This window comes from Paenibacillus radicis (ex Xue et al. 2023) (assembly GCF_024722015.1).
In the GTDB taxonomy this organism is placed as follows: Bacteria; Bacillota; Bacilli; order Paenibacillales; family NBRC-103111; genus Paenibacillus_S.
The window spans coordinates 249,902-273,936 of the sequence record NZ_JANQBD010000010.1; the positions used below are offsets into that span (position 1 = coordinate 249,902).

Below are 24,035 nucleotides of genomic sequence, written 5' to 3' on the forward strand. Positions count from 1 at the left end.
TGGGGAGGAGAGGATCCTAAGAAGAAGTATTGGAAGCGATGCCAAAAGCACTTGAAAGCAAGAAGCTCCCGTCATTAGGAAGCTGACACACAATTTTCCTTGAATATGAGTGATGCTCAAAGGAGGCTTTAAGATGCTTAAGCAACAAGTTCTGAAGAAGATAGTAAGCCTGGTTCTTATATTTGCACTTGTACTTTCACTTTTTAACTTATCTATTTTTCCATCATCCACAGTTCATGCAGCGCCGGGAGACAGCTTGGGTATTTTGGAAATAAAGGTGAACAAGCCACTAAACGCAGTAGTTGATCTTAGCCTTGCAACCATTCATATATCTTTGCCCTATGGCACCTTATACCAGATGTTGAATGTAACAACAAACCCAAGCGCTACTGCGACACTTTATAGGAGCAACGGAACTACGGCTATTTCCTTTGCTGCCAGCGGCATTAACAAAGGTGATGCCAAAATGGACCAATTTTCAACAAACGGAACTACGTTGTATTATTTGCAAGTGGCCGATAAGAATAACAGCAGCAACAGTAAAAAATATACGGTGACAGTTAGTGTTGATAATGTTGTGCCTCATATAACGGGCCCTATGGGACCCAATGACAATTTTTCACCGCTAAATATTCATGCAGGCGAAAACGCATGGGATGTTATGGGCGCCTCTAAAATCGGCAACGGCAGTACTACAAGTTCTATAGAAGGTCCAGGCACGCCCTCTTCTTACAGTGGAAAAGCATGGTCGGAATCCGTCTATGAACGCTCAGGAGATTATCCTGCGGCTTCGACAGTGAATGAATCATGGCTTGGAGATAATATGTATTTGCAGACCATAGGTAAAAATGATTTAAATGCTCTAACGAAATATGGAATTGCCAATGTACATGGCGCAAGTAAACTCAATTCCGATATTTTGCGCTATCACGAATTTTTACCTTTTGTTACCCCGGATGGTGTAAGCAGGGATGATGGAGATCGCGGCGCAGTCAATAGTGATCGGCAGAGGCTGGAGATTAAAAGCAACACGGGCGCAGCCAATATTGCTGCTAATAGTGTGGGCGGCGACATTATGACCCATCACTGGAGGTTTATGCTCCCATCGGAAACCTTAAGGTTTCAGCATGATGTGGGCGATAAGCATGCCGGAGATTTTATTGAACCACATCGATTTTGGCATATTTTTCAGTTGAAAGAAGTTGCAGGCAACGCGGCTGGACAACCGGTGACTACCCTTACATTGGTTTCAAGCGGAGGCAAGGGGCAGCTTGAATTCAGGAACAATCCTGACGGCAATTATGCGGACAGAATAAAGCCGTTGTTCACGATTCCATTCGACAAGGTAGTTGACCGTTGGCTTGATTTGGAAGTAACGATTTTAACAGCCGATAAAGGTTATGTTTATGGTAAGCTAGTCGATCTGGAAACAGATACCGTGATGTTCGAAGGCGGCATGACGGCAGAAACATACAGACGCCCTGAAGTGAAAAATCCAACAACAGGGAGAGACGAAAGAGGTGATCTGCCTGTAGAATCAGGTCAGCAAAACCGTTCCAAATGGGGGCTTTATAGGGGGTTGTATAATGGTGAGAGAGACGCGGCCTATGCAGATGAATTCCAAGCCGCAACCATGTATCTGGCCGATGTTCACTTAATCAAAAGGGATGAAGAGCATTACATTTTTCCTGATGGCTGGAATCCCAATGTACAACCTAAGAATGTTGTGGCATGGGCAAGGCCGAGTGGGATTACGGCTTCCAAAGGTGCTGCTTTCAGCAGCTTAGGTTTACCTTCACAGCTTGATGCTACCTTGAGCACAGGGAAAACAGAGAAGGTGAACGTAACCTGGAATCCGGCCAATTATCAGCCAAATAGCACGGGTATAAATCAGATTTATGGTGAATTTAACGGCACAGGGATTACGAACACGCAAAATATTCAGCCCTACATTGAGGTCACCCTTACTGATTATAAAAACTGGGCGGTAACTCCAGGGGCTAAAATAAAGGTTGTCTCTTCAGGAACGAGTAACCCCAAAGAATACTTTATTGATGATGAAACAACCAATTATTGGCAGGCAAACAGCTCGCTGGTTACCCCGGATGCAGGCAATCATCAATATTGGGCGGCTGTACAGCTGGAAAAGAAAATAGAAGTTAGCAAAATTCAAATTGAATGGACCAATAACAGCAGCTATTTGAATAATTACCAGTTGTACTACACCAATGATGCTGCCGCTTATGATGAGCTTGTGGAGGGCAATAACTTTTCTACCAGTACCAAGGGAACGGAAAAGCCGCTTCAGACTGTACTTGGAGCCTCATGGATTCCAATATCGGGAGCAGGGAAGACGACACCTCTTGCTAATAACGAAAAGGTTGATCTAACTTTGGACAAACCGATTGCGGCTCAATATGTGCTGCTCGTTTCCGATGTTAATCAAAGTAAACCCAGTGGCAGCGGTGTTGGAATACGAAGCAATGTATTCAGAGTTTTTGGAGAGTCTCTCGGTTCATTAACCCTTAACAAAAATAGCTTTAGTCTTGAGGTAGGCCAAACAGAGTCTCTTCAAGCCCAAGCATTGCCTGGAGAAACGCCGGAAAAGAAAATAACATGGGCATCGGACAATCCCTTAGTGGCTGCTGTAGATACGAACGGTGTAGTGACGGGTAAAAGCGCGGGTACGGCCGTGATAACCGCAAGCTTTGGGAGCTTGAGCCAAACTTGCACGGTTACGGTATCGGATGCACCTGGTATACCTTCAGGCTCTGTCAGTCTGTTGGCACCGTCCCGTTTTACACCGCAAGCAGGCGTGAATATCAAGGTGAGTTCAGAAGCTTCCGATCATCCGGGGGTAGATGCTTTGAAATCAGGCGGCAGCGGATATTGGCGTAATTCAAACTCGGATGTGTATATGAGTAACTACTCGCCATCCTCCTTGGCATTAACCCTTGATTTAGGCACTCCCAAAACGATAGATAAGCTTTACCTTGAAATCCCCAACATCATCTCTAATATTCAAAGCAATGCAACAAGATTTGAGGTGTATTACTCCAATGACCCCAAATCCTGGGCAAGTGCGCCTGTGGCTTCCGGCCCTGTTAAGGCGGACAATTATGACTGGAAAGCTAATGGCTGGATGCTCGCCGGCGGTACGGAAACGGAAGGCTTGTGGTCTTATGTAACCTATAACGGACAAAAATGGGGCTATGATACCAAAACTTTCTTATACCCGTTTACAGCCCGGTATGTGATGGTAAACACGGTACTGGTTGGCCCTCGTGATAAGCGCACAGATGATAACAAATCGTTGATGGGTATATCCGGCTTGGCTATTTACGGCAAGGATTCGGTAACAAACGCAACTGCACTGGTACCGGCTAAGGGAACCTACAGTACGTGGGATCAGGCCTCGCCTATATCTACCCAAATAAACCTTGCTGGCGGGCAGACGCTTACGAGCATAATCAAAGGCGGCACTACGCTTCGGCTGGGTACGGATTACTCGTTATCCGGCAATACCGTTACTTTGGCACCCTCATATCTGGCCAAACTGCCGCTTGGCACCAATGAATTTACGTTTCATTTTAACAACGGCGACCCCTCCATATTCGCATTGGATGTAACAGCGCGCGGTTATGGAGGGAATACCAAGACAATCAAGATGAATGCAATTGAAGGCGTATCTCCATATAACATTTTGGGAGGCGCAATGGGAACTGACGAATCGGTGGAAGGCGTGACCAAGAGGATAAGAGACGCTTACCACGCCTTTTACGGGGATCAGCCTCGGGCTACTGCGGCCGATGACCATATCCAGAGCATTTGGGACAACACATTGAAGAAAAATGTGTTCAAGATCTTTGAATACGGCAGAGGCTTGAACAATGAATTCCTGGATAAAACTCGTGATGGAGAGTATGGTCACAAAGGTGTGTTTGACTGGAATTTAGGCTATGTTGTTGACGGCGCAGCTACCACGGACAGGCAAAGGGTTGAAATTCGCCCAAGCGAAGATTCAACCGGTGATTTTGTAGCCTATGAAGGCGACTTGGTTTCCTATAATTGGCTCTGGAATATTCCGGACGGCAATCAGTGGAATCAGCCGAACTTCAGGCATATCTTCCAGTTGAAGGCCGTGAATGCCCAAGTGGCTGATACATTGCCGGGCGGAAACACCGGAGGTGAGAACGGCGCCTACATTGTCGCTATGTCGATTTCCGGAACGACCAGCAGGGATCTTGTAGTGAATCATAACCGATATGACGGCGATAAAACCCTTTTGAAAATTCCGCTAAAAGAAATCGACGGCCACTGGATCAAGGTTGAGCTTAACGCCCTTATTTCCGATAGCGGCTGGCTCACCGTGAAAATAACAGATACGGTCACCGGTAAGGTATACACCTTTGACAGCCCGGATGTTTATCAAGCGTTTGCCAATCAAGGTGCAGGCGACGGTGTCAAAGACCTATGGAGAAGACCGGAAAGAACCGGCAGCTTTGAGACGGAGTATCCAGCTACTTTTGATCAATATGAGCGTCCCAAGTGGGGCATTTACCGCAGCTCCGCTAACGGTACCAACTCTGCATATGACGCTGAGCTTCAGCTTGCCGACATCACCATAGGCAAGGCGGCATCGGGTGTATCCTCTGTTAACCTTGCGCTTAATAAAAAAGCGTATAACGTAGGCCCGACAGTAGGCGCCAACCTGATCCAGATGCAATCTGCAAATACGAATGAATACGGTAATGCCAACAAACTGACTAACGGTGTCCTGCAAGACCCGACCAAATGGGCTGTAACCAACGTCACCAGTCTGAATCAAATTGGAAATTATTCATGGCTAGGTACCGATGGAGATAGAAAGGGCAGCTTCGTCATAGACCTTGGTCAGGCCATGGATTTTAGCCAAATGAGACTATTTGCAAAATCCAACAGGTTAAAAGGTGCGACCGTTTATGTATCGGATGATTTCGCAAACCATACAGCGGCTGCAGATTTTGACGCTATGATATTTAAACAAGTGGATAAACGGACGGCCCAAGGTTATACGTACGCTACCGGCAACACTAGTGGCGGTACGGATACAGAAGATGGTTCGTACCCTATAGACCTTGGTAACACCTATCATTCCAGATATATTAAGGTAACGGTGGAGAACGCATCGGGTGGCAATACGGGCACGGATCTGACAGGGCCTCCACGCCTTACTCAAGTTCAAGTGTTTAATGCGCCGCGCCCTCCACAGAATCTTAGAGTTGAAGTCGGCGTCTCAGCTAAAAATCTGAAATGGGATTCCAATGATTTAAGCGAAGGCTACACGGTTTATAATGGCACAACGGTACTAGCCGATTTACCGAAAGGTACAACGAGCTATACGATACCGGTCAACATAACGGACCTGACCCAAATCACCGTAAGGTCTAAAGGAACAGACCCGTATTCCCGTAAGTTTATGATTTCCGCTCCGGCCTTACCGGGAGACCCGCAAGTACTTCCAGTGATTATTGGGATTACTCCGGAAAACATCACAACAAAGGCAGGAAAAGCACCTGTTATGCCGACGGTTGTAACCGCAGTTTATAACAATAACACGACCCAACAGCTTGGTGTAGTCTGGGACAATATCGCTGTATCCCAATATGCATCTGCAGGAAGCTTTACGGTTCAAGGGACCGTTACGAGCACAACTTATAAGGCATTGGCAAACATTACAGTTACGGCAGCGGATATCCCTGTTCCTGTAATTGTAAACATTCAGCCGATAAGCATCACAACAAAAGCAGGAGCAGCACCTGTCTTGCCAACGGTTGTAACCGCAGTTTACAGCAATGACACAACCCGACAGCTTGCTGTAACCTGGGATCAAATTGTCGCATCCCAATATGCATCGGCAGGAAGCTTTACAGTTCAAGGAGCCGTTGCGAGTACTTCCATTAAGGCTAGAGCAACGGTTACGGTCACACAGCCTACATGGCCAAGTAGTTCTAGTTTAACCGTTTCTGGTGTGACACCAAGAACAGCAACTCTGACTTGGACCGCAGCAGAAGCTGGCAGGGGGTTATCCGGGTATAAGATTTATAGTGTAACTGACAGCACTTATACGGAAATTGCGTCGCTTGGAAATGTTCAAATGTATGAGTTGACAGGTTTGACGCCAAACAGCAATTATACTTATATAATCCAAGCGATTGACTCCGATGGAACACGGAGTGTTTACGGACCGATGGTTAATTTTAGAACGAATTCTACCAGCTCGGGATCGAGATCTGGCAGCACGGGGGCACCCTCAACAGGGGCTGGAAATGCTACGGCACCAGCACCCGATTCTTCCGGCAACACGGGTACCATTGATCTTGAAAAAGATGCAAAAGTAACCAAAGAAACAACAGCGGATGGAAAGACGGTAACGAAGGTGATCGTGGACGCTGATAAGCTGGATAAAGCTTTATTGAATCCGATTGTTAGGATCGAAGCAAAGGGAAGCGACTTCGCGGTTAACGTTGAGCTGCCAAGCAATTCAATCCTAAACGCGATCAGCAAGCTAAGCAGCACGGTTATTCAAATTCAAACGAATGGTACAACGTATGAGTTGCCTGTGAGCGTGTTTAAAAACATTCCCAAGGACTCGACAGTAAGTGTTACGATTTCTGAAGTATCAGGTAAAGCCGGAGCCGATATAGATGCAGCGGTGAAAAACCTGAACGCGAAGCAAGTGATATCAAACCCGATCGAATTTACGATCAGGGTCAGCGGTAAAGAAATCAGTGACTTCGGCGGTGTATATGTCAATCGAACCATTAGCTTAGGGACAACGGTAGACTCGAGCAAGGTAACGGCAGTATGGATGGATTCGAGCAATCAACCGCACTTCGTTCCAGCCACTATAACAACGAAGAACGGTTCAACCGTGATTACGATTCATTCGCCGCACAACAGTATCTACACGGTCATCCAATCCGAAAAATCGTTTGCCGATTTGCAAGGGCATTGGGCAAAAGCGGATATCGAGCTTCTGGCGAACAAATGGATCATAAACGGTACAACCGACCAGCAGTTTACGCCGGAGATCAACATTACACGAGCTGAGTTTGCGGCCATGCTGGTTCGTTCTCTTGGATTGCTTGAAGTGAAGGCAGATGGATTCCGTGACGTACAACCGGGCGACTGGTTCGCCGGAGCTATCGGCACAGCCAATAAAGCGGGATTGATCAACGGTTATGAAGACGGTACCTTCAGGCCAGGCGCGAACATTACTCGCGAGCAAATGGTGGCGATGATGATTCGGGCGATGAAGGTCGGCGACAAGGAAATCCAGGCCGACAACACGGTATTGAATCGGTTTGATGACCGTTCAGATATCGGCAGCTGGTCGAGAGCAGCCGTCTCGCAAGCGCTGACCGCCGGCCTCATTCAAGGAGTGTCGGACAACGCCTTCGCGCCGAATGAGCCTGCAACACGTGCACAAGCTGCCACAATCCTGAAGCGTATGCTGCAAGCGCTACAATTTATTAACTGATTCACAAGTAGACCGCCAAGCTTGGCGGTCTTTCTTCAATTACAAGAAAGTTTAAGTGCCCTACAGTACTAAAGTAGAATACCCTTTCTAATATAAGTGCCGAGGATACCCTATTATCTCGCAAGACATGAAAAATGAGCGAGTAACCTGCCTACCTTGCTTAGATTTGAGCTACATTAGAGCTTAAGATCTTTAATGCACCCCATGATCAAGAAGGATTTTTATAGGGATAGCAGCGATGAGTCCTGGAGGATTTTGTACGGAACTGAAAGTTCCGCTATTCCATCTGCCGCCGCCAATCTGGGGCGCTAGCGGAAGTGGAAATTCCGTTATGTTGGTCGAATCGGGCATTTACGCACAAAAACAGAGTGATAACGGAACGGGCTGTTCCTTTATCACTCTGTTTTTTGGACTTTTCAGGTGATAAAGGAACAATTACTTCCGCAGTGCCGTTCGCTTCTGTGGCTGCAGTACTGACGTGTTGTTTAGGATTATATGTAGGTGATCTCTGCGCTAAAAGTATAGCGAAGCTAACTGTACATGGAACACCTGCATTGCTATCAATAACGACTTAGGGAAGTAAGGAAGCGGCGCAACGACGAGTAAGCCTGATCACTTTCGGAAGTGACAGTCCTATCTCATATGATTCGCAACGAACAGCAGATCCTCTTTGCTGACATTTATGGATGGCGAAGTAACGTGATAAATTAAGGTGCGCCCGTTTTGCTGCTCTAACCAATTAATATCCTTAACTATACCGGTTTCACTCAAAAAGCTGTTGCTGTTTACGGTATAGTAAGCATCGACTCCGGCAACTTTGACATGATCTGCAGTAGATGATGTGCTGGTCTTGATCTTCATATCCGTATTTTTATCTGATGAGGGCACAACTGAATAACTGATCTCGATTTGGTCACGGCTGTTATTTATGTAAACCAGACGTGGCGATTCCGAAATAAAATCATTAGGAGCCTCCTTATCCTGAGCTGAGGCCTTTTGCCATGCCATGTTTTGCTTGGCTGCAGCTGCTTGTTGCTGCAACGGCTTGTAATACTTCGCCATGCTCGCGGCATCCAACATGCCTATCGGACTCTCCAGCTCTCCTCTGCTGAATATAAAGCCCTTCGGCAGCTCCTCCGGAGTTTTGACGCCTGCGAAATTCACCTTCACTAGTTCCTTCCACTGCCTGATATCTGTATATGACTTCGGCTGATTCACCTTGGTCAAGCCCATACCCGTCGGCGCCCCAGGAAGCTTTACTCGATCCAGCTCGTTAATATAGACGAATGCGGACTCGCCCGAAGACAGCTGCTGTCTGACCTCATGAATGGAAGCTTGGATTTCATTCAATTGAGCTTGTGAGAATTGCAAATTTGGCTCCGCGGATACTTCTATGCTTATGTTATTTGCATGCAGATTGTAGAGGTAGGTTGAAGCATAAGCAACCCCCGAGAACAACAGTAGACTTGCAGCCAATACCGCGATACTGCCGTATTTTTTTCGCCATGGTTTAATAAAAGAAGGCCCCTTTTTCTCCCAATGCTTATCAAACAAGCGGTAAATCCGATCATCAAGTTCACTGGGGTACTTTCGTTTTCCGGCAGTCCGGTTCAAATCTAGCTTAAGTTGATTTTCGATGGACATAGAGCAGCGCCTCCTCATTTTCTTTCATCACATTTTTTGCTTGTTTACGCAGCTTTTCCAAAGCAACACGGTGTCTCGATTTGGCGGTATTGAGCGGAATGCCGAGAAGCTCAGAAATTTCTACAAAGGAGCAATCTTGAAAATACCTTAATACGATCACTTCACTGTGCTTGTAGGAAAGCTTTTGGACCAGCTCGGCTAGCTCGCTGCCTTGTTCATTTCTTAAATGAATTTGTTCCATATCCTCCGGGGTAGGTTCTAACGGCTCAAGAAGCTTACTGCGGTTGATTATTCTGAATCGTCTCCAGAGCTTCCGGTTCCAGCTCCGCGTTTGTCGGATGATCAAGCCATTTAACCATGAGCGGTAAGGCTTTTGAAAATTGTAGCCGGGCAGCGCTTTGAACAATTGTACATATACTTCGCTTACCACATCGCACACATCATTTTTGTTGCTGACCAGAAATGAAACCGTATGGTACACATGCTGCTTGCTCTGTTCGTAAAGCACTCGAAACGCTTCTTTATTGCCCTGGTTCACTTTTCCGATCCATTCATGCAGCTCATCTTCTGTCATAGTCGACTGTTTCTCCTTTCTGAATGACATGTTCAACCTATATTGGCTCCATGAGCATAAAAAGTTCATTTTTTTCAGTCTATCATAAGGCTCATAAGGCTGTTAGTTACCCTCCCAGAACACAAAATATTGGAGTAATTCAATAAAATATTGGAGGCTGGCCTTGCGCTTGTCGTTTATGATGATTACATCAAGAAAAATTAGAATGCACAGGTGATGATGATGAACTCAATCGCAACAGCAGCAGACGTCCCTAAACCCTCCTTGCGTACCAAGCTGTACAACAGCTGGAGACGCGTGATGCGTTTTAAAATTTTGTATCTTTTGCTGCTTCCCGAACTAATTTACTTTGTCGTATTTAAATACATTCCAATGCTTGGCATTGTCATTGCATTTAAAAATTACAACATTGGGTTAGGCTTCTGGGATAGTCCATGGGTAGGTTTTAATAATTTCAAGAACTTCATTAATGGTGTTTATTTCTGGGACATCATGAACACGACGATCACCATTTCGCTTGGCAAGCTGTTGTTTGGATTTTCGGCGCCTATCATTTTGGCTCTGCTAATCAATGAGGTTACGGTAGGCTGGTTCAAAAAAAGCGTTCAAACGGTAACGTATTTGCCCCATTTTATATCATGGGTTATCGCTTACGGCTTGATGGTTGCCCTGTTGTCGCCGGGGGAAGGCTTCGTTAATTTGCTAATGAAGCAGTACGGCTTTCAACCGATTTCCTTTTTGACCGAGCCCGGATGGATTCGTCCGCTTATTATTGGCTCCGATATTTGGAAGGAGGTAGGCTGGGGAGCTATCCTTTATCTCGCCGCATTGGCGGGAATCGATCCTAGTCTGTATGAAGCGGCCCGAATGGACGGTGCCTCGAAGTGGAGGCAGCTGTGGCATGTGACGCTGCCGGGGATTCGTAATGTCATCATCATTTTGCTTATCATCCGGCTCAGCAGTATTTTGGACGCAGGATTTGATCAGATCTTCATGATGTCCAACACTTTTAATGCTGACAAATCAGACATTATCGATACTTGGGTATACCGTCAAGGGATTGAGCAAATGCAGATCAGCTTGGCTACAGCTGTCGGGGTATTCAAATCGGTCATAGCTTTCGTGTTGGTGTTGTCCGCTAACAAACTCGCCAAAAAATTCGACGGACAAATATGGTAAGACGATGCTTGCCAAGCTTATTATCTAACGAAACTCTCAGGAGGGAGCACCATGAACAAGCTTTCATTCGGCCAACAAGTAGGCCGTTCAACTATCTATATCGTTCTTTCTCTGATTGCAGTTCTAACCTTGTTTCCATTCCTCTATGTCATTATTATCTCTATCACACCGGAATCCGAGGTTATCCGAAGAGGCATCGTGCTCATCCCGGAGCAAATAACCTTTAACGCCTATAAGTCGGTTTTCAATGGGGGTTCAGGAATTTGGGGCGCCTATCAGATCACTCTGTTTCGTACGATTGTCGGGACTATGCTTAATCTTGTTTTTACCGTGCTGGGTGCGTATGTTTTGTCCAAAAAGGCGTTGCCTGGAAGAAGTGGGCTGTTGATGTTTGTTGTCTTTACGATGCTGTTCAGCGGCGGCTTGATTCCAACTTATATCGTGGTACGATCGTTGGAGCTGACCAATACGGTATGGGCCCTTATCGTTCCAGGCTTGGTAAGTGTTTTTAATCTGGTTGTGGTCAAAGGCTTCTTCGAGCAGCTGCCGGTAGAATTGGAGGAATCGGCGAAGGTTGATGGGGCGGGAGAGCTGAAGGTGCTGGTCCAAATTATTTTACCGCTTTCGCTTCCATCCATCGCAACTATAGGTCTTTTTTATGCAGTCGGCCACTGGAATAGTTATTTTGATGCTGTAATTTATATAAACAAATCGAGCTTAATGCCGCTTCAGGTTATTTTGAGAAATATACTGCTAAGCTCACAAAACCAACAAAATCTGGAACTGATTAATGATGCGACAGTTAGTTCCTTGGCCATTCAGATGGCATCCGTTATCGTATCGACAGTACCGATTTTATGTGTGTATCCGTTTATTCAAAAGCATTTTACCAAGGGTGTTATGATCGGGGCCGTCAAAGGCTGATTTAAGCAGGTTTATTCTGGTGAGGGAGTCTTCCCGCGGGTTGGTTTCAACGCATAGACGCCTTGAGCTGGTACCATAAACAGTATGAAAATAAAGGAGAGGTCACTATGAAAAGCAAGCGTGCAGTAGGCTCGACGGTTTCCATGATGCTGATTTTCGGCGCTTTGTTATCGGCATGCGGAGGAAATGGCAGTTCCGGAACATCGACAGGGACGGGAGCTGCAACTACACCGGGTACAGGCGGCTCAAATTCAACCAGCGCACCGGCTGCGTCCAATTTTGACAAGAAGATGACGATTACGATGTATAATGCGGGTGGATTTAGTCCGAACAATCAACCGCCTAGCAATAGGGAAGACGACCCGCTGCGGCAGATGCTGGAGAAGGCCGTTAATATCGATTTGCAGATGACTGTGCCTCCAGCAGATCAAATCAAGCCGAAGCTGAACACGATGGTTGCTTCAGGCGATATTCCTGACCTGATCTTTATGACCGACCGGTTGACTGCTGTCCAATATTATGACCAAGGTATTGTGGCTGATTTGGATAGTGTCATGAAGGATTATCCTGAGCTGTACAACCGATTTGATAAAGAGGCCTGGAGCGCTATGCAGTATAAAGGCAAAACGATAGGTATGCCAGGTTACGAGCTTGTTAACGGCATTAATGGCTGGTGGATTCGCAACGATTGGTTGAAAAAGCTGAATCTTCAAGTACCGACTACACCCGAGGAATTGTTAAATGTAATGAAAGCCTTTACAGAGAAAGATCCTGACGGGAACGGAAAAAACGATACGTATGGTTTTGCGACAGGGATTTTGAAGGACGGTAATTTCAGCTATCCCGGTAACAGCGGCTTCGGCTGGGATGCCATTATGATGATGTTTGGTGTCGTGCCTAATATGGTTGACAGTATTGATGGTAAAATTACATTTGATAATACGGACCCGCGTATGAAAGAAGCATTGGCTTACATGAATCAAATGGTCGCTGCCAATGTGGTCGATCCGGACTGGGTAACGACTAATGATGTCACTGCATTGGAGAAGAAAATGCTAACCGGTAAATACGGAATCGTTTATAGAGACTGGAGATCGATGGAGCTTAGCTCACAGCAAAAGATGAAGGATGTAGCAGGGGAGGTACCGGAATGGACCGTCATTCCACCGATGAAAGGTCCACATGGAGACCAGTGGGTTAGTTTCTCACAATTCCAAAGCAACTCATGGACCGTTTCCAAAAAAGCCGCTAAAGATCCGGAAAAGCTGAAGCGGGTAATGTCGTTGCTGCAATACTGGTATGCGGATAAAGAGGCGCTTCCTTATTTCTCATATGGTCAAAAAGGCATTATGTGGGATATGGTAGATGGTAAGCCAGCGAGATTAAAAGAAAATATGGCAAACAAGGACCTGGTTCAGAAATGGCAGTGGCAGGGGAACTACTTCCTTCCCCGTCGCTCGAATGATGCGCTGTACTTCAATTTTACCAACGATAAAACAGATGGCTACAATAAACTTAATCTTAAGTACATCAAACCGAATAAAGTGAACCCTTACGTTCTGGTGGACGCTAATGACACGCTGTACAATGACCGTATCAAATATGTCAATGAAACTCTGCTTAAGTTCATTGTAGGCAGGGAACCGATTAGCAATTGGGACAATTATGTCAACACGCTTGATACCAAGTTCAATTACAAGAAATACAAAGAAGATGTGCTGAAGCAATTAAATGACGCAGGTGTTAAGCCATAATAAGTGAGCGAGCCGCGGGGATTACGATTCCTCGTGGTTCTCGTTCTTTGTATGAAAGTTCTTTGTATGAAAGACTGGCTGGCGAAAGCGCCGGAAGTCTCTTATTATTATAAGAAAAAGCCCAGGGGGATCAGAGATGAGCTTTCGTTTCAGCAGCCTGCCTTTCAAATTGTTCACCCTGTGCTTCTTGTTTATGTTCGGTACGGTAACCTTGGTCAGCCAGCTTTCTTACCGGTTCATTCAGAATGAGGTGAGGGCGAATAATGACTTTTTTATAAGCCAAATGCTTTCTAAAGTTGACCAATACGTTACGCTCAGCTTTTCGTCCCTTCAAACGATATTATCGGCCATAGACTCCTCCTATGTTCCCGAAACGGATACCGTTGAAACGATGAAACCGCAGCTCCAGCAGCTGTACAATTTGAATTTTAATTCCATAACGAATGTTTACATTATAAAAGAAGACACGAGCAGTGTCGGGGGCAGTCCTCTATCGCCTGCGTTCGATAATCCTAATGCGGAGAGACGGTCCTTTCTTGAGCAGGCCGCCGCTAATAAAGTAGGAACCTTGGTGAGCCTGCCCTATCGATCGAAGCAGTCCGGCTGGACGGTAACGCTAACCCGCTTTTTACATGGCTCGCAGCCGCCTGCTGTAGCAGCCTTAGACATGGATCTTCAAGCTTTGGAGAAAACGTTGCTGCAAATTAATCGTGATGATCTTGTCAGCATCGTAATTATGGATGAGCGCGGAAGCATGATTGCAGGGAGTTTGGGGGATGCAGGCAAGTTGAACCTCGAAGATCACACCTTTCAATTGGGTGACATATCGTCCAAAGAGCTGCTCAGCCGCAGCGGCAATGTGATGCAGTTCAAATCGGGCAGCAATCAGAACTGGACGGCGCGCAAGTATCCGGCTTCACATTTTAATTGGACCCTTATTTCGTTGTATAACGACTCCTTAACTAAGCGTTCCTTGCAGCATATTGAGCCTTATTATTTCGGGATGCTGGCCATTGGACTTCTTCTTAGCGCTGCGGTAGCAGGCCTGATAACGAGGTTTATCCGTAAACCGCTCGGCAATTTAATGACCAAGATGAAGCTGGTCAAGCAGGGCTTCCTTGATATTCCGATTATTATGGACCGTAAAGATGAGTTTGGGGAGCTGTCGCGAACCTTTGATCTGATGATTAAGCAAATTAATGAATTGGTGGAAAGCTTGAGGAGCAACAAGGAGCTGAAGAGGGAGCTGGAAATTCAGGTTCTTCAGTCGCAAATCAATCCTCATTTCCTTTATAATACGCTAGGCTCCATTGGCAATGTCGTTAGACTGGGTATGCATGATCAAGTGGACCCCATTATCCGTTCGTTGATCAAAATTTTGGAATACGGCATTGGAGACGTAGCTGAGAAGGTAACACTGCGCGATGAGCTGATGAATGTGCGCGATTATATTTTTATTCAAAATATCCGGTACAGCAGCCAGTTTGAGATCGTGGAGCAGATTGAAGATGAGCTGTATGACTTTCCCTTATTCCGTATGCTGCTGCAGCCGATAGTAGAGAACAGCATGTTCCACGGCTATCGAGGCGGAAGGGTCTCTGGTCAAATTATTATAAAAGCCTCACGCGTGGGTGAGCACGTTATAGTAGAGGTGCAGGACTTTGGTGCGGGTATGACTAACAAACAGCTTGAACAACTATTGCTGCCCGGCCGCCCTGCTAAACCGAATAACCGCAAACGCATCGGCTTAATCAATATTCATCAAAGAATACAGCTGAATTATGGTGAGAGCTACGGGCTGGAAATTAGCAGCGAGCCGGACCGCGGCACATGCGTTACAGCTAAGTTTCCCGGGAACTAAACCGGTTAGGAGGGATATTGTGAAAAAATACCGATGCTTAATCGTAGATGACGAGGATCTAATTATTCGCAGTCTGGAGCAGTTTTTCGGGTTTCATACCGATCGTTACGAGCTGGTGGGAAAAGCATATTCCGGCAAAGAAGCGATAGATGCGGCGCTGCAGCTGAAACCGGATATTATTCTGACTGACATTGTTATGCCTGGGATGAATGGTATAGAAATGATTGATACGCTAAAGGGCAAGCTTCCCAGCACTGTATTTATTATTTTAACGGCTTATTCTGATTTTGATTATGCCAAGCAAGCCATACGAATGAATGTAAAGGATTATATAGTTAAGGTTCCGCTTTCGGAGGATGATATTTTTCAAGCCTTGGATCGGGCAGCCCAAACGCTTCATGAAATTGAAGTTAAAGAAGCTGAGCTGCGGAAGCTCAATACTTCACGACTAGAGAACATGTACCGGTTCCGCAGGCAGATTGTTACGGAGCTGCTGCAGGGTGATATGCATCCGAACCAGCTGTCGCGGCATTGCGATGATTTGAAGGTGGCTCCTGATTTAAAGGAATACTGCTGTGTTCTCATAGAATTGGATGATTATGCGGGCTTTAAGAAGCGGTATGACCAAGCGGACCAAAGCGTGATCCGTTACGGTATGTTGAATGTGGCAGAGGAGACGCTCGGGTCTAGAGGAAGCGGGTTCGTGTGTGAAGTGAAGGATAATCTCATATTTGGTATTGTAACCTTGCCATTCATGGAGAGCGCTTCCCGATTAAATGCGCAATGCATGGAGCTGGGGCGCGAGCTTATTGATAATATTCAAAAGTATATGAAGCAAATTGTTCATGTAAGCTTCAGCCTTAAGCACCAGAGCTGGGATACGATGGTGTCAGCGTACCGGAAAGCATTGCTGCAGCTGCAGGACGCCTATTATTTTGCAGGAGAGGGACAGGTTTTTGTAAGTGGGCCCCACTCGGCGGCTAAACCTGGCGAAGGCGAAGCGCAGATTAAGGAATGGTTTCAGGAAATCATCCGCAGGCTCGCTCCGGAAACAAAGTCCGAGGAACTGAAGGGGATTTTGAGCCGAATAGCTTTTCAAGCTCTGGAACACCGGATTCCGGAGCAGAAAATGACGGGGTTGATTAACCAATTTATGGGCGATATCAAACAAAAGGTGTCAGTTTGGAAGCTGCTGCCGGAACCATTGCTTATTTTACATGAAGACCGGATAAAGTTTGATGGGCAATGGAAAAGAGTGATTGCTTACATGGATGAATGTTTATCGCAAAGGCAAGCACCGGCCCGGTCGGAAATTTCTAAGGCTAAGCAATACATTGAGGAAAATATCGCTTTGAGGCTTACCCTTGATGAGGTTGCTGAATACGTGAGTCTGGTTCCTTCTTATTTCAGCACCTTGTTTAAGAAGGTCGAAAACGAAAACTTCGTAGATTATGTAAATCGCCGCAAGATAGAGAAGGCCGTTGCTTTGCTCAAAGAGAAGGATTATTCCAATCTGCAGCTTAGCCAGCTGGTCGGAATTCAGAATGAACGTTACTTCTGCACGCTATTCAAGCATTTCTTCGGACTTCCCCCGCAAAAGTTCAGAAAAACCTATTTGTAAACGCGTGGAGTTATATGGAAGTTAAGGAGGGCAAAAGCACCTCACGGGCCTTTGGTGCCCACATGGGGTTCGGCCGACCTCCATGCAATGCCAAAAGGCGCGCCACGATCTAAGCTTGTGCGTTGGGAGGATGGGGGTAGGGTTACAGCCATTGTTGAAGCGACGTTCCTTGAGTTACAGGCTTGCAGCATGGGGTTCGACCGACCGCTATGCAACCAACGCCGCAATGTGCGCCCGGGATTCGTGCGCGTTGGAAAGATGGGGGCAACTAGCTTCAAAGGTAGGTTGCATATCCGAGTTGTCACCGGAGATGAAAACCAGGAGGACGCTGGCGTTCCCCCACCCCAAATCCACGCCCGCATTTGTTTTAATTTGAGTTTTGTATTGCTTCCCTTTTTCTTCCGGTATTCATACTCAAGTCTCTCACATCCACGGAATTGGAATACAATAGCGGAAGTCCTTATTCCTTTATCACTTGAAAAGCACAAAAAACAGACAGATAACGGAGCTCGCAGTTCCGTTATCTGTCTGTTTTTGCCCATTAGTGCTCATATTAACCCCAATAACGGAATTCCTACTTCCGTTAAAGCCATTAGTTGGAGGTGAAAGGTGGAATAACGGAAATTTCTGTTCCGTTCAAATCCTTCAAGACCTCTGGCTCGCGGCTATTCTCTAGGTTTTATGTGCAGACGTAAATACTTTCTTGTCTGTAGCGCCATTATTTTACAGATATATGTCTATCAGCTACAGGTTGCTGCAATAAGTAATGACGTCCTTATATGGGAGGCTCCCGCCAAAAATATCCAAGGCACTCCCTATCGTAATATCCAGCTTTCCATCGGTGAGCTTGTGAAATAGCTCAAGGTCTGCTATCGATCTGGCACCGCCTGCATAGGTAGTTGGAATAGTAACGGATTGAGCCAAATGCTTAACGAGGCTTTCTTGAATACCGGCTCGTTTGCCCTCAACATCGACGGCGTGTACAAGGAATTCATCACAGTAGGCTTCCAAATAACGCAAGCTCTGGGCGGTAACCTCGAAATTACTGATCGTTTTCCACTGATTGGTAGCTACAACCCATTTGCCGTTATGTTCTTTGCAGCTAAGGTCGATGACCAGCTTGTCGGCTCCAACCTCGGACACAATTTTGTCCAGGTTTGCGGTGTTAAGCTCTCCATCACGGAAAATGTAGGAGGTAACGATGACATGGGATGCTCCCTTTGCGAGATAAGAAGCCGCATTCTCCGCAGTAATACCTCCACCAATGTGAAGCCCGCGGGGGTAAGCCTGCAAAGCTTGATGAGCGGCCTCCTCGTTGCCTCCGCCAAGCATAATGACATGCCCGCCCAGCAAGTGGTCTCGCTTGAACATGTCAGCGTAGTAAGCGGGTTCTTGTTCCGATACGAAGTTTTCGATCACTTCTTTGTCATTATCTACATTAAGCGATTCACCTACAATTTGTTTAACTTTGCCTTGGTGAAGATCGATGCATGGTCTGAATTTCATAATAATAGCTCTCCTGTTATTTGATATGGTTAAGGTTTTAATATATTAAGCATTTGGATGTTTAACATCATGGAGCGGAACGTGGATACGCTATTTAAGACTGCACACGTTATCAATCCACCTAAACGGAACTACGATCACTTATTCTCACCAAAAGTTTCTTATAGGCAGGTTTGAGATGAAATAACGCACTGTAGTTCCGCTCCCGCAACAGTATCAGCTGATTTTAGCCAAATAACGCACTGTAGTTCCGCTCCCGTATCAGTATCAACCGATTTTAGCCAAATAACGCACTGTAGTTCCGCTCCCGCCAGTATTAGCTGATTTTAGCAAAATAGCGCACTGTAGTTCCGCTCCCGCATCAGTATCAGCCGATTTTAGTAAAATAACGCACTGTAGTTCCGCTCCCGCCAGTATCAGCTGATCTTAGCCAAATAACGCACTATAGTTCCGCCACTCACCCATATCAGCCGATTCTAGCCAAATAACGCACTGTAGTTCCGCCACCCGCCAGCATCAGCTGATTTTAGCCAAATAACGCACTATAGTTCCGCTCTCGCCAGTATTAGCTGATTTTAGCCAGTAACGCACTGTAGTTCCGCTCCCGCACCAGTATAAGCCGATATCAGTAAAAAGCGTACCCAAGTTCCGTCTAATCTTCGTCAAAAGGCTATCAATCAGAAGCTTTTCTTCTAGAATAGCATATATTGTAGGGAATTTCAGATTTTCAGAGATGAATGCTGTGCAAATGTTGGGAAGGCTTTGCAAACCGTTACGATGCAATGATACAATAAAACTCGATAATATGCGGAATATGAAGAGATAAGAAGAAGATGTATAGACGCGGCAGGACGGCGGTGGAACTCAAACGGCGTTCCTTATGGACGCTGTTTTTTCATACAATATTTAAAGTAGATAAAAAAACCTCGGTGGAGCGAAAGAGATGGGGATTTATTATGGATTTACGAAAAATGCGGCTATTCGACACAACCAATACAAATTCTAGCGAGGAACGCGACGAATACGAAAAGGACTATGCTCGGCTTATCCAATCACCCGCTTTCCGCCGCTTGCAGGGAAAATCGCAGGTGTTTGGCGCCGGCTCCGGCGACTACTATCGAACGCGGCTGACTCATTCGTTGGAAGTTTCACAGATTGCCCGTGAGGTTGCGCGGCGGATGGAAAAGACATATCCCTTCTTGGCGCGCAGGGAGCATCCGGGGCTTATGTTAGACCCGGCTGTTGTGGAAGTAGCATCCTTGGCGCATGATCTGGGGCATCCCCCGTTCGGTCATAAGGGAGAGGAAGTGCTGAACAAGCTGCTGTCGGATGAGCATGGTCTTGCCTATGAAGGGAATGCCCAAAACTTTCGCATTCTAATGTTCCTTGAGAAGCGTGCGGGAAGCGGGAGCGGGTTGGATTTAAGCGCCGCATCGCTGCTCGGCATCAATAAATATCCATATTCCTTGGAGGAAGAAGGAAGGCTCAAAGGGGCATACGCGATGGAGTGGGAAGGGATAAATTACCTTCGGGAAGCTTGGCAGATGCCAATAGGCTGTCCAACGCTGGAAGCGCAGCTGATGGACTTATGCGATGACATTGCTTACTCCACCCACGATATTGAAGATGGGATTCGCGCTGGAAAAATTCAAATGAATCACAGCTTTTTCGATGAAAATTGGCTTGTGGAGAATTTAATTCAAGAGATCGTAGATGACCAGGGCAACGTGGATGTGGGCTGGGAGCAGGTCGACATGGAGGCGATGGTCCGGCAGGTGCTGGCCGATTATTTGGAACAGTGGGAGACCATCTACGCGGAATGCAATCGTGAAGCCTCACGAACGCGAAGGGAAATGAAGGCGCGGTGGGTAAGCCGGTTCGCCAACCGGGTAGGCATCATTGATGATCCGAAAAAGGGCTGGAAGAAGGTCACCTTCGTAGAGGACGGCGAGCAGGATTTACAGCTGCTGCGCACGATGGAAATTTTGAAGAAGCTGGCCTGGGTTACATTGATCAAGGATTTTCGGGTACAAAGGCTGCAAAAGCGCAGTGAGATCATGATCCACCGGCTGTGGGACAGCTTCAAGGTATATGAAACAGGCAAGCTCATTTTGCCTCCGGACTGGATTGAAAGCTATAAGCAGCATAAGAGCAGATGGAGCTGGGAACGAATGGTCGCCGATTATATATCGGGAATGACGGATGCTTACGCAGAAAAGGTGTATGCGGAGCTGTTCGCCAGTAAATCCGGATCGATTTATGAGATGGATTAAACTGTAGGGCGATGCCTAATATTTATTGGTGCAATTGATTCGAAGTCCCCCCCCATTCAGGGAACAAAAAAAGACGCGTTCCGAAGCCTGTAACGGCATTGGTTGACGCGTCTTTTTGTTATGTACAGCCCAATCAAAGCCAGTCTAACTTCTTCACCTTGCTTTGGTCTGCGGTTGTATGAATGGGCCTGTGCCTTTGGCCGTGGTAATAGATTTGATGCGCGTTATAAGCGGCTTTTCTATGAAATGATAGAACAAGCAGCACAGCGCAAGAGCGGTCGCAAAACAAAGAGCGGTTACCACGGTCGGACCAAACCAATCGCTAAGATGAATGGCTCTTGAAAGCTTGAGCGAAATTGATAAAAATCCGAGACTGGTGAGAAGGATTGAGTAGGATGCGTCGCCAAGGAACTGTAGGGGCTTTAGCCAAATCGGAGCAGCGATACGGAGTGATCCGATACCTAGCAGCACAAGCGATGAGCCAACCGTGTACAGCAAATTGGAATAAACGAATGCCGGGTTTATATACCGGGCCACCCATACCACCGGGAAGACGATCATGCCTGCGGCAAGCCACCAGCCGCTTCCTCTTTTCAGGTGGGGTACTGCATAGGCGATAAGCATACCGAGTACAAATTCCAAATGCATAGCATCAAATAAAAAGCGGATAAGCACGTTATCCGTAAGCTTAATCCATTCCATACTATGTAAGCCGACAATAAGCAGCCACAAAGCAAATAACGATAGCATCGTCTTCTTGTTCAATACGAACAGCAGGGAAAATACAAGGTAGAAGAACATAATATAAACCAATGACCATGCGACTCCAAGAATGGGTACTTCACTATAAGGCAGCAGCAGCAGCGAGGTCACGATTTCTTTGGGCTTTGTTTCGTAACCGTTGCCGAAGGAGGGGACCAGGAAATAAATAGGTATTACAGCAGCGTTGACGAGCCAATAAATCGGATAAATGCGAATCAGACGTTTGGTGATGAAGGTTCTCCACATTTGGATATGGCCGAAGTGCCGGCGGTATATCGTTACCATCAAAAATCCGGTCAGCACAAAAAAGTACGCATAGCCGCCAGATCGGTCCATACTGTTTACGCCCAGAAAGTTAATGGGATAATATTTAGTCGCCAATTGGGACGTATGAAACAGCATGACCAGCACGACCGCTATACCCCTCGCAGCTTGAATATAAGGGATCGAAAAACGTTGTTCCATAGGATTCTCTCCACTTCTCTCTAATCTCTCGGGTCTTTTAGTTATTATCATCTCACAGGTTCATGACAACTATATGACAGCAAGCTGAAAGCAAGCTGAAAGTATGCTGAAAATTTGGGGAATTATGTAAGCTGTAAAAAATCGCCATGCTGCAAGCTGGGACTGCATAGATTAGAAAGTGGGTGTAACTCCATTAAGAGGGAGGCTGAAGAATGAATAAAACGGAAGTATCGGAGCTTCTACAGGCATTGCCGGAGCAGCTTAAGGAAGTGGAATATGATTACTATGGCGCTTTAAGCCGGTTGGAGGATACCAAATTGGCACTGCATGCGAAGGAATGTGAATTATTCAGTCAAGGCTTGATTACGGGGAAAAATGAACAAATGCGGGACGCTGAGATTTGGCAGCACTCTCATGAGCTGAGAAGAGCGCTTCTTAAAGCGAAAATGGCCGTGGATCAAACAAAAGTAGAATATGATTACATGAAAAATAAATTGGAAAATACACAGCTTATCGCCCGGCTGCTGCTGCAAATCCAATAATCTTGTGTAGCAGATGCTTGGGTTGGGGCTTGAGCTTTGAGACTATGTCCCAGCTGTTGGAAGACGACCTCTTCGCGATTTTTATGGCGTAGTGTCAGCTAGGGTTAAACGCAACGGCACACCCCCGCAGATCTATTGCCTATAGAATAGAGCCTATCTCACTCACTAGGTAGTTCAGTGATGGATAGGCTCATTTTTTATTTATTTAAAAACAAGTAAATTGATTGATGCGTCTAAGATCCAATCCAAAATAGAGCCAGAAGCCCGTAGGGCCGAAACCATACCAGCGGTAACCGGAGATCGAATTCCTTCCTACATGAGTTAAATACATCCAATATTGATCTCCGTTATCCTGCCAAATATAGACGTTACGGAAGAGACATCTGCTAATACTGCCGGGATCCACTGCAAAAAGGGAAGCCGATTGCTGAGGGATGAAGGACGGTGGAGGCGATTGCGGCGCTCCAGGTCCTTGGCCTCCTCCAGGTCCACCGGGCCCGCCGCCACCCGGCATAGGCGGAAATCCGCCAGGTCCAGGACCCGGAGGGCCACCAGGCTGCCCGCCTGGAAATCCGGGTATGCCAGGAGTAAGTCCTCTTTGATTGTTATTTTTTTCAGTGGACTGTTTTTGCTTTTGTTTTTGAGTCAATGTTAACATCTCCTTCTGTAAGTTGCCTATAAGCTTTTGCCTACAATATATGTTACAGATGCCCATCCCATATGGGCGGATGCCCCTGACTGCATAAAATATTTTACTCATGAAGGCCAAAACAAAAAAATGTGCGGTAGGCAAAATATGTGAGCTTCCTTCGTTACGGAGTTTTGGTAAATAATTGTGATGCAGGTAGAAAAATGTGAATTGTACAATACGAATCGCTAAGTTAACTTAAGCTTAGGCTGCAGCCGCTGCAACAGAGCATCGCATGGGGGAGAGTGGGAACGTACAATTCGCATCGAGAGGGTTTCGGATAGAAGCTTTTCTTGTGGTGAGGGTTCTTTTGCACATTTATGGGATTCACTCACTAGGGTATCGTCTTGTGAGATAGCGATCTTGGGTATTATCAGCGAATGCAAAGATGGTGGGGTCACTTCCAACACGTGCCATTCGCGGGTATCGGGGTTCGGGGGTTGGGGGGCGGGTTAAGGCATTGCAAGGCAGCTTGGTGAATTCCACTCTCCCAAATAACAGGAAAATGTCGGGTTAATTGTTCCGAAAAATCGCATTCCAAGCCCTATAGCTGGAATTTCTCATGCTAATTTTACGGATTTTGGCTGATATGAGACGGTGTAAAATTGTTTGTGTACCACAATTTGGAGCCTAGTCAGGCAACAAAAAAGTAGGGTATTCTCGGGATTAGTGAAGTCACCAAGAAAGGAACCCTACTCATGGCAACTATACACGAAACAA

The 24,035-nt window shown here is 46.3% G+C and carries 13 protein-coding genes; 8 read left to right on the forward strand and 5 right to left on the reverse strand.

Annotated features, from left to right (window positions below):
* The first annotated feature begins 133 nt into the window (after nt 1–133).
* A complete protein-coding gene (locus NV381_RS15825) occupies nt 134–7,522 on the forward strand; it encodes an S-layer homology domain-containing protein (RefSeq protein WP_258214250.1) in 7,389 nt (2,462 codons plus the stop codon).
* A 633-nt stretch (nt 7,523–8,155) separates the two neighbouring features.
* Here the strand turns inward: NV381_RS15825 and NV381_RS15830 are convergent.
* Together NV381_RS15830 and NV381_RS15835 are read right to left on the reverse strand one after the other, a co-directional pair.
* Nucleotides 8,156–9,166, reverse strand: a complete 1,011-nt coding sequence (locus tag NV381_RS15830) for a hypothetical protein (RefSeq protein WP_258214251.1) — start codon at nt 9,164–9,166, stop codon at nt 8,156–8,158.
* Nucleotides 9,144–9,740 carry a sigma-70 family RNA polymerase sigma factor gene (locus tag NV381_RS15835; RefSeq protein ID WP_258214252.1) on the reverse strand — a complete coding sequence of 199 codons (597 nt, stop codon included), beginning with the start codon at nt 9,738–9,740 and terminating at the stop codon, nt 9,144–9,146. Before NV381_RS15835 ends, NV381_RS15830 begins: the two co-directional genes overlap by 23 nt.
* Nucleotides 9,741–9,956: 216 nt before the next feature.
* On the opposite strand from NV381_RS15835, the gene NV381_RS15840 reads away from it, so the two are divergent.
* The 5 genes from NV381_RS15840 to NV381_RS15860 all read left to right on the forward strand — a co-directional run bounded on the left by NV381_RS15840 (nt 9,957) and on the right by NV381_RS15860 (nt 17,079).
* Complete coding sequence (locus tag NV381_RS15840; RefSeq protein WP_258214253.1) at nt 9,957–10,919, forward strand: ABC transporter permease; 963 nt, start codon at nt 9,957–9,959, stop codon at nt 10,917–10,919.
* A 51-nt stretch (nt 10,920–10,970) separates the two neighbouring features.
* On the forward strand, nt 10,971–11,843 hold the full coding sequence (locus NV381_RS15845) for a carbohydrate ABC transporter permease (RefSeq protein ID WP_258214254.1): 873 nt from the start codon (nt 10,971–10,973) through the stop codon (nt 11,841–11,843).
* Nucleotides 11,844–11,950: 107 nt separating this feature from the next.
* Nucleotides 11,951–13,597: an extracellular solute-binding protein gene (locus NV381_RS15850; RefSeq protein ID WP_258214255.1), complete on the forward strand. Its 1,647-nt coding sequence runs from the start codon at nt 11,951–11,953 to the stop codon at nt 13,595–13,597.
* 136 nt (nt 13,598–13,733) lie between these two features.
* The gene (locus NV381_RS15855; RefSeq protein WP_258214256.1) at nt 13,734–15,458 is read left to right on the forward strand and encodes a cache domain-containing sensor histidine kinase; all 1,725 of its coding nucleotides are present in this window, start codon (nt 13,734–13,736) and stop codon (nt 15,456–15,458) included.
* 19 nt (nt 15,459–15,477) lie between these two features.
* Nucleotides 15,478–17,079 (forward strand): response regulator transcription factor, encoded by a 1,602-nt coding sequence (locus NV381_RS15860; protein ID WP_258214257.1) that lies wholly within the window; start codon nt 15,478–15,480, stop codon nt 17,077–17,079.
* 744 nt (nt 17,080–17,823) lie between these two features.
* Here NV381_RS15860 and hisA read toward each other — a convergent pair.
* Nucleotides 17,824–18,585, reverse strand: coding sequence for a phosphoribosylformimino-5-aminoimidazole carboxamide ribotide isomerase (gene hisA, locus NV381_RS15865; RefSeq protein WP_258214258.1), 762 nt, complete (start codon nt 18,583–18,585; stop codon nt 17,824–17,826).
* A gap of 956 nt (nt 18,586–19,541) precedes the next feature.
* Here hisA and NV381_RS15870 point away from each other — a divergent pair.
* Nucleotides 19,542–20,858, forward strand: coding sequence for a deoxyguanosinetriphosphate triphosphohydrolase family protein (locus tag NV381_RS15870; protein WP_258214259.1), 1,317 nt, complete (start codon nt 19,542–19,544; stop codon nt 20,856–20,858).
* A gap of 153 nt (nt 20,859–21,011) precedes the next feature.
* Here NV381_RS15870 and NV381_RS15875 read toward each other — a convergent pair whose 3' ends face one another.
* Entirely contained in the window at nt 21,012–22,085 is a 1,074-nt protein-coding gene (locus NV381_RS15875; protein ID WP_258214260.1) for an acyltransferase family protein, read from the reverse strand.
* A 212-nt stretch (nt 22,086–22,297) separates the two neighbouring features.
* Here NV381_RS15875 and NV381_RS15880 point away from each other — a divergent pair, with 212 nt between their 5' ends.
* Entirely contained in the window at nt 22,298–22,627 is a 330-nt protein-coding gene (locus tag NV381_RS15880; RefSeq protein ID WP_258214261.1) for a hypothetical protein, read from the forward strand.
* A gap of 205 nt (nt 22,628–22,832) precedes the next feature.
* Here NV381_RS15880 and NV381_RS15885 read toward each other — a convergent pair whose 3' ends face one another.
* The gene (locus NV381_RS15885; RefSeq protein WP_419182270.1) at nt 22,833–23,276 is read right to left on the reverse strand and encodes a collagen-like protein; all 444 of its coding nucleotides are present in this window, start codon (nt 23,274–23,276) and stop codon (nt 22,833–22,835) included.
* Nucleotides 23,277–24,035: the final 759 nt, after the last annotated feature.